This is a genomic window from Maribacter sedimenticola, from assembly GCF_900188415.1.
Lineage (GTDB): Bacteria > Bacteroidota > Bacteroidia > Flavobacteriales > Flavobacteriaceae > Maribacter > Maribacter sedimenticola.
Map to the genome: position 1 here is coordinate 96,045 of NZ_FZNV01000004.1, position 13,322 is coordinate 109,366.

Below are 13,322 nucleotides of genomic sequence, written 5' to 3' on the forward strand. Positions count from 1 at the left end.
TTCATAACGGAACACACTAATGAAAAGAAAATTGGAAATCATGGATACCACCCTAAGGGATGGTGAACAAACCTCGGGCGTTTCCTTTTCTGCATCGGAAAAATTGACCTTGGCAAAACTTCTATTGGAAGAATTAAAGGTTGATCGTATTGAAATTGCATCTGCACGTGTATCTGATGGTGAGTTGGAAGCCGTACAGAAAATTACGGAATGGGCTGCCGCTAGTGGATATCTAGAGCGTGTAGAGGTCCTAACCTTTGTTGATGGTGGCATATCATTGGATTGGATGCAAAAATCTGGCGCAATATCCCAGAATTTGTTGACCAAAGGATCAATGAACCATTTAAAGTATCAATTAAAGAAAACACCTGAACAACATTTTGCCGAAATTGAGGAAATCTTCAATCAAGCTACGGAAAGAGGTATTATAAACAATATCTACCTGGAGGATTGGAGCAACGGCATGCGCAACTCAAAGGAATATGTATTTCAGTTTTTGGATTTTCTATCCACACAAAACGTAAAAAGAATTCTTTTACCGGATACTTTGGGTATATTGACACATACTGAAACGTATGCGTTTTTAACGGAAATTGTACAAAAATATCCAGATTTACATTTTGATTTTCATGGCCATAACGATTATGACCTAGGAGTAGCCAATATTATGGAGGCCGTTAAAGCAGGCTGCCATGGGCTTCACCTTACCGTAAACGGTATGGGAGAACGAGCAGGCAATGCCCCTATGGCAAGTGCCATTGCCGTAATCAACGATTTTTTACCAGAGGTTACCATCAATGTAAATGAAACCTCATTATATAAAGTGAGTAAATTGGTTTCTGCCTTCACCGGTTTCACCATACCTGCCAATAAGCCTATTGTGGGCGATAATGTATTTACGCAAACCGCCGGAATTCATGCAGATGGAGACAGTAAAAAGAATTTATACTTTAGCGACCTTATGCCTGAGCGTTTTGGAAGAAAGCGTAAATATGCATTAGGAAAAATGTCCGGTAAGGCAAATATTCAAAAGAATTTACAGGAATTAGGTTTGACCTTGAACAATGAAGAGTTGAAAAAGGTTACCGCTAGAATTATTGAATTGGGCGATAAAAAAGAGCGTGTTACCAAAGACGATCTTCCTTTTATCATATCTGATGTGTTGGATACAGCAGATTATAAGCAAAAAGTATTTATAAAATCATATGTGCTCACCCACGCCAAAGGACTTATGCCCTCCACTACCCTTTCCGTTGAAATTGACGGAAAAGTTATTGAGGCACATGCCCAAGGTGATGGACAATATGATGCTTTTATGAATGCTCTTAAAAAAGTATACATTGCAAAAAAAATACCCCTTCCAAAATTAACGGATTACGCAGTAAGAATACCACCTGGAAGTACTTCAGATGCATTATGCGAAACAGTGATCACCTGGGAACTGGACGGGAAGGAATTCACCTCTAGAGGATTGGATTCCGACCAAACGGTGAGTGCCATTAAAGCCACCGAAAAAATGTTGAATATAATTTAATAATAAATAGCTTAAACGTAATACGATGACCGTATAACGTGTAGCGCATAGCGAAAAGCGAAAAGCAATTAGACCATGAAATTAAATATTGCCTTATTGGCCGGTGATGGTATCGGTCCAGAAGTTATTGATCAAGCAGTAAAGGTATGTGATGCCATTGCAAAAAAATACGACCATGAAATCAGCTGGAAACCTGCTTTGACAGGAGCTGCAGCTATTGATGCCGTAGGTGAACCTTACCCAGATGAGACCCATGAAATTTGCGCCAGTGCAGATGCCGTCTTGTTTGGCGCAATTGGCCATCCACGTTTTGACAATGATCCATCGGCAAAAGTACGTCCGGAACAAGGATTGTTAAAAATGAGGCAAAAATTAGGGCTGTTTGCCAATGTTAGGCCTACGTTTACATTTCCTTCGTTAATAGACAAATCGCCTTTAAAAAGAGATCGTATTGAAGGAACGGATTTAATTATCCTAAGGGAATTGACCGGTGGAATCTATTTTGGGGAACGAGGGCGAAAAGATGATGGAAATACCGCCTTTGATACCATGACCTATCAACGTTTTGAAATAGAACGTTTGGCTAGGAAAGGTTTTGATATGGCCATGAAACGTTCCAAAAAATTATGTTGTGTGGACAAGGCCAATGTATTGGAATCCTCTAGACTTTGGAGAGAAACCGTACAAGGTTTGGAAAAAGAATATCCAGAAGTTGAAGTTTCCTATGAATTTATTGATGCCGTAGCCATGAGATTGATCCAATGGCCAAAAGGATATGATGTAATCATTACCGCAAATCTATTTGGTGATATCCTAACGGATGAAGCTTCTGTCATTGCGGGTTCCATGGGTCTTATGCCCTCATCTTCCGTAGGAAGTAAAGTATCTTTATATGAGCCTATACATGGTTCTTACCCTCAAGCAGCCGGTAAGGATATTGCCAACCCATTGGCAACTGTTCTTTCTGCCGCTATGTTGTTCGAAGATTTAGAACTTGTAACCGAAGCAGAAGAGATCAGGCGCGTAGTCAATAAATCTTTGGCCGAGGGTTATGTAACAGAAGATCTTGCAGATGGTGGCAAGAGCTATAAGACCAGTGAAGTTGGTGACTGGTTGGCAAGCAACATTTAAATTAAATACCCACATAATAAAAAAATCCCTTTGAAAATTTCAAAGGGATTTTTTTATTAATAGTAATGAATATCTTAAATACTGGAAGCATTCTCTATTTTTTGTTCGTAAATACCTTTAACTATAGCGCGTAAATCCGGCACCACGGTTTTGACCAATTTAGACGGTCCATTGATCAATACACAAATACCCAAATCAGCATCAGGAAAAAGTGCGATTTCATTTCTATAATTATTTACGCTACCACCGTGATGCCAAATGGTTTCTTCGGGAGCATTATCCTTTTCTTTAACGGTATGTATTCTCCAACCAAATCCATAAGCAGATTTTACATGTCCAGGCCATTTCTGATAATATTTATGATGTCCTTTTAACTCAATGAAAGGGGTAAATGCCGCTTTAATCTGTGCTTTGGTCATTACATTTGGGTTATGTCCCAACAAGAATTGCATCCACTTTGCCATATCCTTGGAATTGGCATTGATTCCACCAGCTGCTATAGCATTGTAATAATTATCCCTGGGAGTTAAGGTTTTCCATTTTTGTCCTCTTTTAATATGTGGAAAAGCAATATTATTGGTATAGATCAACGTTTCATGATCCATGGATATGGCATCCATACCAAGAGGTTCAAAAAATTTATTGGTCAACAACGTTTGTATATCATTACCTGTTGCTTTCAGCATCACTTCTTGAGCTACAGAGAACATGGCATTCTGGTAACTATACTGCGTACCAGGTACACTAATAGGATCAATGGAACTGAATTTTTTACTAATTGATGACATGGGCAGACCCGCTTCGACCAAATCTGTGTAACTATGATATGGTGTACCCGTTGTATGGGAAAGCAAATGTGCAATTTTAATTCGTTGTGTATTCTGTTGATTTCCAAACTTAAAGTCAGGCAGGTATGTGGTTACCCTATCATCTAATTGCAATATACCCTCATTGTTCAAATTCGCTGCAAGAATACCGGTAAAGCCTTTGGAAATGGAACCTAGCCTAAATAAGGTTTCCCCATCCACTTCTTTGGAATCATCTACCTTTCGTTTTCCAAAACCATCAGAAATGATAATGGAGTCCCCTTTTACAATACTTACGCCGACCCCAACAATATCCCCTGATCGGATAGCTTCTTCAAAATAATCTTTTAAAGCCTGCTTCAATGCATTTTTTTGAAACATATAAAGTTCTATTTCACGCTTTTCCGCTAAGGTTTTAACAGATTTATCAATTGGAACAATCACTTCTACATTGCTTGGTTGTACCGATGAAGAGGTCAAAAGCATTAGAATAATTACGAAGGTCAAAACGCCTAAAAACAGTTTGGTTTGTTTCACTATAGTAAAGATTTGGTTTTTTAAGAACGTAAAAATTTACTTTTAAGTACCGTTGTAGTTAGCTAATTGAAAATTTTAACAGGTTTTGCCATAACAATACTTCTTATATTTTATTGGTGGCAATAGCATAAACATACATAAACAAATAGTATTAAGTGTTCCATTTACATTAAAATTTTTATAAGAAAAATTTCTAGATACAATCACAAAACATAATTCAATGCTATGTATTTTAATTAAAACAGCTATCCTTAAATCAATATGCTAGAAATTCAAAAAAAAAAGAGTGTTACATATTATTTTTAAAAATGTTACGTTATATAAATTGTAGTCATTTTCTTACAAAATATGAGAATCTTTCAACAACTTATAACATCAAAAGCGCAAATAGAGGCGCTTTCCCTAACATTTGTTCCAGATGTAATCTTCTTATTTGCTTCATTGAAGTTTGAGGATATAGATAAGGCACTAACCAGTATTCAGCAAAAATATACTCAGGCCATAATCATTGGTGGCACTACTGCAGGAGAAATAATAGATCAGCAAGTAATAGATGATAGTATTGTATTATCGGCAGTGAAGTTTAATGGTACTAAGGTAAAACTTTATGGCAAAGACCTACCAACGGATGTAAGTCAGTATTTTGAAGTGGGCAATAAGTTCGTACAGGACATAGACCAAGAAGACTTAAAACATATTTTTCTCATTTCAGATGTGCAGACCTTACATGCCTCTAACCTACTAAAGGGTATTAATCATAAATTAAAATCGCACATAAGCGTTACCGGAGGATTAGCGGGTAGGGAATCCTATATCGGTTCCAACTATATTATAGATCTGGGCTCATTAAAACGAAATAGGGTAATTGCCCTTGCCATGTATGGTGACCGTTTACAGGTAAATTACAATGCACAGGGCGGTTGGGACAGTTATGGAGTTGAGTGTCTGGTCACTAAATCAGAAAAGAACCAAATCCTGGAAATAGACGGCCTACCAGCCCTTGACTTTTACAAATCTGTGGTAGAGCCAAATATTTTATCCGATGTAAAACAACTTGGTTTTAAACATCCTATAAAAGTTAGGAACAAAGATCATTCCAATCCTGTAATTAGAGCATTATTGGATATTGACGAATCCAATAAAAGTTTGATAATGGCAGAGGAGATTCCTGCCGGCTCCTATGTGCGTATTATGAAAGCCAATGTTGATCGGCTAATCCTAGGTGCGGAAAATGCAGCAAAAACAATTGCGCAACAAAATAAACATGAGCATGAATTGGCCATCCTCATAAGTTGCTCCGGCAGAAGAAAGGTCTTGGGCAAATTGGCCAAAGAAGAAGTGGAGGCCGTTGTTCAGCAATTTCCTTCCACTACAAAATCTATTGGATTTTATTCTTATGGTGAAATATCACCCTTTTTTGAAAAACCAAAAACCTCTTTACATAACTTGACCATGTGTGTCACTACATTTTCTGAACTATGAAGTACCATAGAAGACTACAAAGACAATTATGTGAACTGAATCTTGACCAAAAGGTTCTTGACAAAATAGCACCATTACTTCATATGGTTGATAACAGCTATAAAGTAATGGATGCAGATATGCAGCATGCAGAAACCATTCTTGAAGAAAGTTCAAAAGAATTGTATCTAAGAAACTTACAATTAAAAAATAATGTTGAAGAAGTTACCAGTCAGTTGACCAAGGTGGCAAGCAACATTAAGGATGTCATCTTTGAAATTGATCTTTCCGGACGTTGGTCCTATCTAAATTCCGCTTGGGAAGAGATGACCGGTTTAAGCGTAAAGGAATCTATTGGTAAATCCATCGAGGAATGTTTAAAGAATGTAGACGGTAAACCATATTCCAATTTGTTGGACCTTCATAATCCAGAAGCAAATACATTTAATAAAACATTGGAATCCCTAGGTAAAAATGGTGATAGAATTTGGTTGGAATTCACTATAAAGGGAATTAAATCTGACTCCGGAAAAGTAGAAGGATACATAGGCACCATCGTAAATATTACCAATCTTAAATTAACGGAATATGAACTGATCAAGGCTAGGGAGAAAGAAGTAAAGGCCAATAAGGCTAAAAGCGAATTTTTGTCCACCATGTCCCATGAAATCAGGACACCTCTTAATGCGGTTATTGGTATTGCCCATTTATTGCTCATTGAAAATCCAAAACAAGAACAAATAGAAAATCTGAGTACCCTTAAATATTCTTCTGAACACCTATTAGGGGTTGTAAACGATATCCTTGATTACGATAAAATTGCCGCAGGTTCCCTAGAACTGGAAAAAGCAAATTTTAGCTTAAAACAAGTATTGAATACGGTACAAAGTATTTTCACCAATAAGGCGTCCAAAAAAGGAATTTCATTTCAAATTAAAAAAGATTCCCTATTGCAGGATACCATGATCGGTGACAGTACCCGCTTGTCACAAATACTGACCAATTTGGTAAGCAATGCAATTAAGTTTACGGAATATGGAACCGTTTCTTTAGAAGTTGAAGTACTTAACGAAACGGAGAATAATACAAAACTTTTATTTTCTGTGAACGATACGGGTATTGGGATTGAAAGCGATAAAATTGATAAAATCTTTGAATCCTTTGCACAGGCACATGTAAGTACAACTAGATTATATGGAGGTACAGGTCTGGGCCTAGCCATCTGCCAACGCCTATTACAACTTATGGGCACATCTATTAAGGTAGAGAGCACACCAAATGTGGGCTCATGTTTTAGTTTTGAATTGGACTTTAGAAAAGGAAATCCTATAGCTTCTATTCTTCAAGAAGAAAACAATTCCGCTTTAGGAACAAATGACTTGGAAGATTCTAAAAAACTTCATGGTTATAAGATATTGGTAGTTGAGGACAATAAGATCAATATCTTTCTAATTGAAAAATTCCTAAAAAAATGGGGGGTTGATTATGATGTGGCAATAGATGGTAAAGTTGCGGTACAATACGCATTCAAAAAGGAATACGACCTTATTCTTATGGACCTTCAGATGCCCGTAATGAATGGTTATGATGCTAGTTTGGCCATTAGGGCTTCGGAAAGTATTCATAATCAGACCATACCAATTTATGCACTATCTGCATCTACAGGAGAAAGTATTAAAAAGGATTTACTTAGTCATGGAATGAACGGTCTAATTTGCAAACCCTTTAATCCTAATGAACTATACCATACCATTTCTGAAATCCTGATAGGTAATGTCAAAGAAAATACATAAAATTTATAAATGATTGGGCATTAAAAAAAGGAACTTATATTTTAAGTTCCTTTTTCTTGTTCGCATTATCTTATATCAACAGCTAATAGCCATTTTTCTATATTTAATTGCCCTTCTTTTTCTTACTAGTAGAATTGCCACTGCAATCATCACCCCGGAAAAAGCTAGCAAAGCCCCAACTAAACTACTATATAAAATGCCGTAACCAAATGCCATTGGAAGCCCCGCTAAATAGGCACCAGATGCATTTCCCATATTAAAAGCACTCTGGTTCATAGAAGAACCCAACATTTCCGACCCTTTAGAAGTATTAATGATCGCCATTTGTATAGGGGTTGCCACGGTAAACGAAATTGCACCTATTACAAAGGTCATTACCATTAACAAATACGGATTGGTCGCAATGACCATATTGGCCAATAAAATGGCGCACATCATAGAAAGGCTTATTATAACCGCTCTTAAAGGGGAAAGCAGCTCTGCCATTTTAGCACCTAAAAAATTTCCTGCTACCATTCCCAGACCGGCCAACATCATGGCGTACCCTACAAAATGTTCAGGTAATCCGGCCACATTGGTGATAAGGGGAGCAACATAGCTGTACCATGCAAAAAATCCTCCGGTACCAATAGTGGTAAGCGCAATTAAGGCCCAAAGTTCCGTATTTTTCAATCCTTGTGCTACAGTAACCTTTTCACTTGATTCCTCAACCTCAATTTTGGGCATCCATAAATATATACTGCCCAAAGCTAACAAGCCTACAAAACCAACAAGGTAAAATGATACGCTCCAGCTAAACTGTTGTCCTAAGTAAGTTCCTATGGGAACACCAATGACATTGGCCACCGTTAAACCTGAAAACATGATGGATATGGCCTGTGCCGCTTTTCCTTTTTTCGCAAGCTTTGTAGCTACTACTGCTCCTATTCCAAAAAAAGCACCATGGGGAATACCGGACAAAAATCTTAAAAACAGTAGACTTGAATAACCGGAAGCCAGTCCAGAAAGTGTATTGAATACCGTAAACCAAATCATCAATAAAAACAGCATTTTCTTTGGGCTAAGTTTGGCACCCATACCTGTAAGCAACGGCGCCCCTACCACTACCCCTAAGGCATAGGCCGCAATAAAGTGACCGGCTTGCGGTATAGTAATACCTAAAGAACCGGAAACCTCCGTCAAAATTCCCATAATCACAAATTCGGTAAGTCCTATTCCAAAACCTCCGATGGCCAAAGCGAACAATGCTTTTTTGTTTGATTTTATTGTTTCCATACTTCTAATTTTAGTTCTTACTTCAACATTCTAATTAAAGCTCATAATTAAAAGGACAAAGTTAGAACGCATATGTCGTCAAGAAATCATATTAATTACCACATTTATGTAAATAATTACCCTTACCTAAGTATTACATACCTCCCCTAACTACAATTCAGTCCAAAATTTCTACAACTGGGAAAATCATTTTCCAGAAAATATCCATTGCGATACATATTTGCGGTATCAATCAAAAAAAACAATCAACATGAGAACACTATTATTATGTGTACTAACACTAGTCCATATTAGCTTAACCGCACAGACTACGGTATCCGGAAGAGTGCTGGACCACAACGAAACGCCCATAATGGGTGTAAATATTTATCTCAGTGGCACCTATGATGGTACAGCCACCAATGAAGCGGGCATATTCTCCTTTAATACCAATGTTACAGGTATGCAGACACTGATCGCTTCGTCCATATCCTATGAGACCTTTTCAAAAACAGCGGATGTAACCACATTTACAAACATCACCATTAAATTAAGGGATGATGTAAACACATTGGATGCCGTTACCGTAAATGCCGGAACGTTCAAGGCCGGGGACAATGCAAAGGTTACCGCGTTAAAACCATTGGACATAGTAACCACGGCAGGTGCCCTTGGGGATTTTGTGGGGGCATTACAAACATTACCAGGAACCTCTAATGTTGCCGAAGACGGCAGACTCTTTGTACGAGGTGGTGATGCTGAAGAAACCCAAATTTTTGTAGACGGTATGCGCGTATTTACACCCTACTCCCCTTCTGCAAACAATATTCCTGCAAGGGGTAGACTTTCCCCTTTTCTTTTTAAGGGGATTACATTTTCCACAGGGGGCTATTCTGCAGAATACGGACAAGCCTTGTCCAGTGTATTACTTTTAAATAGTATCAATGAACCGCAAGAGGAAAAAACGGAAATTTCATTGATGACAGTAGGCGTAGGTCTTGGAAATACGCAAAAATGGAAGAAAAGTGCATTAAGCATAAATACAAACTACATTAATCTAGCGCCATATCAACATTTATATCCGGACAATAACGAATGGCACAAACCTGTTGAATCTTTTGGCGGGGAAGCTGTTTACCGGTATAGATTTCAAAACGAGGGACTATTAAAAGTATACGGAGCCTACAGTGCTTCAAATTTTGAATTGACGCAAGCGGATATCAATGAGGTTAACGGTGTTAGGTTTGGTCTTAAAAACAATAACCTCTACATTAATTCATCATATCAAGACTTTCTGGAAAAAGAGTGGAGCTTTTCTTCTGGGGTAAGCTTTGCCAATGATCAAACTGATATAACCTTAAACTCGTCTAATATTACGGATATAGAAAATTCCGCGCATTTAAAAATTGCATTGCAAAAATATTTTTCCAGTAGGTATAAATTAAATTTTGGAGCAGAATATTTTATAACGGATTTCAAGGAAAATTATAGAGACAACACCGTAAATACAAGCTATACATTCAACAACAACCTTTTGGCCAGTTTTGTGGAAACGGATGTTTTTTTCTCTAAAAGATTAGCGACCAAAATTGGATTACGTGCTGAATACTCATCATTATTACAAGAATTTAATTTATCACCTAGAGTATCATTAGCTTATAAATCTGGAGAAAATGCACAGTTCTCTTTGGCCTACGGTGAATTTTTCCAGAACCCAAAAAATGGGTATCTCATATACAACGCTGATTTTACTGCGGAAAAAACGTCTCATTATATTGCCAACTACCAATATGTAAAAAACAAACAAATATTCAGGGCCGAAGCCTATTATAAAGATTATGGCAATTTGGTAAAATATAATACGGAGTTTGCCTTGCCTTCATCTATTTTTAATAACAATGGTAATGGCTTTGCCAAGGGTCTAGATCTCTTTTGGAGGGACAATAAAACAATTAAAAACACAGAATATTGGATGTCCTACTCATTTTTGGACACAGAAAGGAACTACCAAAACTACCCCAATACCGCAACTCCAAATTTTGCCAGCAAACACAATGCATCCCTTGTAGTGAAAAGATGGGTAGAAAAATGGAAAAGTCAGATTGGGTTCAGTTATAATTTTGCATCGGGCCGTACATATACCGACCCCAATAAAGGAGGATTCTTATTGGAGAAGGCAAAGAGCTTTAATTCGTTAAATGTGAATTATGCCTATTTAATTGACCAACAGAAGATACTTTACCTATCCGTAAGTAATGTATTGGGCACCAAAAATATTAATGGATATCAATATACCGATCAACCAAATACGAACGGCATTTTTGAAAGAAGAACAATTACGCCTGCAGCAGACCGCTTCTTTTTCGTAGGATTCTTCTGGACCATTAGCAAGAATAAAAATGATAATCAACTTGATAATCTGTAATAATTACAATTCAATACCATTAATCAACAACTGGGTCAACGTTATTATTAAACAGCTTTGAATACCTGGATATTTGAATAACAAAACAATAATTAAACATTAAATATTATGAGAACTTTATTAGTAATTAGCGCATTCGTCCTTACTCTTCAATTAACGGCACAAACGCCTTATGAAACAGGGATGAACAATGCCTTTGCCCTTTGGCAGGATCAAAAGAATACTGAAGCCGTTCAACTCTTTGAACGAATTGCAGCCGCTGAAAGCGACAATTGGTTACCCCCTTACTATGCTGGCCTTATTGAGATAGTCAGTAGTTTTGGATTAAAGGACGAAGCTTTACTGACCACAAAACTTACAAGGGCCAAAACTTTTTTGGATGCTGCTTCTGAAATATCTGAAAACAATCCTGAAATACTCATTTCCTATGCCCTATTAAATACGGCTTACATTGCATTTGATGGCGCAAAATACGGAATGACGCTTTCAGCAGAAAATGCCGCCATTTATGATAAAGCACAAAAGATAGCTCCAAATAACCCAAGGGTAGTCCTAAGCAAAGCTGAATGGGATATGGGGTCGGCAAGATTCTTCGGAAAATCAATTGCTCCCTTCTGTGCGGATATTGAACGGGCAATTGGGTTGTTTCAAGAAGAAGAGCAGACCATTAAGTATTATCCATACTCTGGCTTGGACAGAGCAAAGGAAATAAGTGCCAATTGTAAAAAAGAAACCTCTCCCGAATAGGAGAGGTTTTTATATTCAATTTTGAAATGGCTATAAGATATAGTCCGTACTTACAAAATTAGAAAGCTTTGCTTCCAATAATTGTTCTACGATTTCCGTATTCAGTTCATTATCCTTAAAGGCCACGAAAGTCCGTATAGAGAATGAACGCAAGGCATCATGAACACTAAGGGTAGCTTGGGCAGAATCTTTACGGCCCGTAAACGGATAAACATCCGGACCTCTTTGACAAGAACTGTTCAAGTTTACCCTACAAACAAGGTTTACCAAAGTATCTATCAGTGGAGACAATGCATACACATCTTTTCCAAAAAGACTTACCTGTTGCCCATAATTGCTGGCTGCCATATCGTCCAAAGGTTCTTCAATATCCGAAAAAGGTACAATTGGAATAATAGGACCAAACTGCTCCTCCTTATATACGCGCATATCTTTGGTTACCGGATATAAAACGGCTGGCCATATATAGTTATCATATCGTTTACCACCTTTCTTGTTTAGAATTTTGGCTCCTTTAGATAGCGCGTCATCAATCAATTCCTGTATATAATCTGGTTTTCCGGGTTCTGGTAGCGGCGTTAATTTTACACCATTCTCCCAAGGGTTTCCAAATTTAAGCTCATCGACTTTTTTGGCAAAGCTATCATTGAACTTTTCACGAATATCCTCATGCACATAGACCACTTTCAAAGCGGTACAACGTTGACCGTTAAAAGATAGCGTACCGGCCAAACATTCATTTATGGTCAGTTCCAAATCTGCATCAGGCAATATTATGGCAGGGTTTTTAGCTTCCAGCCCAAGTACCAGTCTCAACCTGTTACTTTTTGGGTGTTGCTCTTGTAGAGCATTTGCAGATTTACTATTACCGATCAAAGCCAGCACATCTACCTTTCCGGTTTGCATTATAGGAGCCGCAACGGTTCTACCACGGCCAAATAGTACATTGACCACACCTTTAGGAAAACTTGTTTGGAACGCTTCTAGTAGTGGGGTTATTAAAAGTACACCGTGCTTTGCCGGTTTAAAGATGGTTGTATTACCCATGATAATTGCGGGAATAAGCAAAGCAAAGGTTTCGTTTAACGGATAGTTGTAAGGCCCAAGACAAAGGACTACGCCCAACGGTCCCCTTTTTATATGTGCATAAACCCCGTCATGCTTGGTGAACTTTGCCGCATCGCGATCAAGTTGTTTATAATCTTCAATAGTATCCTCAATATACTCTACCGTACGATCAAATTCTTTTTGCGAATCCGGTAATGATTTACCAATTTCCCACATTAACAATTTCACGATCTCATCTCTTTTGGTCTTCATTTTTTCTACGAAAACCTCCATACATTCTATACGATCTTTTACATGCATGGTCGGCCAAACCCCCTGTCCCTTATCGTAGGCGCCTAGAGCGCCATTTAATGCATCTAAGGCTTCTGCTTCCTGTAAATCTGGGATACTACCCAATAAAGTGGGTTTGTATTCCTTAGTTGAGGATATGGTAGAGTAGACTTCCGTTGTTTCACCTTTCCATTCCTTTAGTTCTCCATTGACCAAATAATGTCGTTGATCTATTGTTGATGTAATCTGAAATTCTTGTGGAATTTTTATATCGCCCATTACTTTTTATTTATCTA

General features: G+C 37.7%; 9 protein-coding genes. 6 read left to right on the forward strand and 3 right to left on the reverse strand.

Going from position 1 to position 13,322, the window contains the following annotated elements:
- Positions 1 to 19 precede the first annotated feature (19 nt).
- Positions 20 to 1,534, forward strand: a complete 1,515-nt coding sequence (locus CHB68_RS12980) for an alpha-isopropylmalate synthase regulatory domain-containing protein (RefSeq protein WP_089261346.1) — start codon at positions 20 to 22, stop codon at positions 1,532 to 1,534.
- Positions 1,535 to 1,609: 75 nt separating this feature from the next.
- A complete protein-coding gene (gene leuB, locus CHB68_RS12985; RefSeq protein WP_089261347.1) occupies positions 1,610 to 2,665 on the forward strand; it encodes a 3-isopropylmalate dehydrogenase in 1,056 nt (351 codons plus the stop codon).
- A 74-nt stretch (positions 2,666 to 2,739) separates the two neighbouring features.
- Here leuB and CHB68_RS12990 read toward each other — a convergent pair whose 3' ends face one another.
- Complete coding sequence (locus CHB68_RS12990) at positions 2,740 to 4,008, reverse strand: serine hydrolase domain-containing protein (RefSeq protein WP_245838936.1); 1,269 nt, start codon at positions 4,006 to 4,008, stop codon at positions 2,740 to 2,742.
- Positions 4,009 to 4,356: 348 nt separating this feature from the next.
- Here CHB68_RS12990 and CHB68_RS12995 point away from each other — a divergent pair, with 348 nt between their 5' ends.
- Complete coding sequence (locus CHB68_RS12995) at positions 4,357 to 5,490, forward strand: FIST signal transduction protein (RefSeq protein WP_089261349.1); 1,134 nt, start codon at positions 4,357 to 4,359, stop codon at positions 5,488 to 5,490.
- Entirely contained in the window at positions 5,487 to 7,262 is a 1,776-nt protein-coding gene (locus tag CHB68_RS13000) for a PAS domain-containing hybrid sensor histidine kinase/response regulator (protein WP_089261350.1), read from the forward strand. The genes CHB68_RS12995 and CHB68_RS13000 overlap by 4 nt, the downstream gene beginning before the upstream one ends.
- A gap of 75 nt (positions 7,263 to 7,337) precedes the next feature.
- On the opposite strand, the gene CHB68_RS13005 is transcribed toward CHB68_RS13000, so the two are convergent.
- Complete coding sequence (locus tag CHB68_RS13005; protein WP_089261351.1) at positions 7,338 to 8,537, reverse strand: MFS transporter; 1,200 nt, start codon at positions 8,535 to 8,537, stop codon at positions 7,338 to 7,340.
- A 250-nt stretch (positions 8,538 to 8,787) separates the two neighbouring features.
- Here CHB68_RS13005 and CHB68_RS13010 point away from each other — a divergent pair, with 250 nt between their 5' ends.
- Complete coding sequence (locus CHB68_RS13010; RefSeq protein ID WP_089261352.1) at positions 8,788 to 10,941, forward strand: TonB-dependent receptor; 2,154 nt, start codon at positions 8,788 to 8,790, stop codon at positions 10,939 to 10,941.
- Between the two features lie 108 nt (positions 10,942 to 11,049).
- Positions 11,050 to 11,688, forward strand: a complete 639-nt coding sequence (locus CHB68_RS13015) for a hypothetical protein (RefSeq protein ID WP_089261353.1) — start codon at positions 11,050 to 11,052, stop codon at positions 11,686 to 11,688.
- Between the two features lie 30 nt (positions 11,689 to 11,718).
- Here the strand turns inward: CHB68_RS13015 and CHB68_RS13020 are convergent, their stop codons facing one another.
- Positions 11,719 to 13,305: an NADP-dependent glyceraldehyde-3-phosphate dehydrogenase gene (locus CHB68_RS13020; protein ID WP_089261354.1), complete on the reverse strand. Its 1,587-nt coding sequence runs from the start codon at positions 13,303 to 13,305 to the stop codon at positions 11,719 to 11,721.
- Between the last annotated feature and the right edge of the window lie 17 nt (positions 13,306 to 13,322).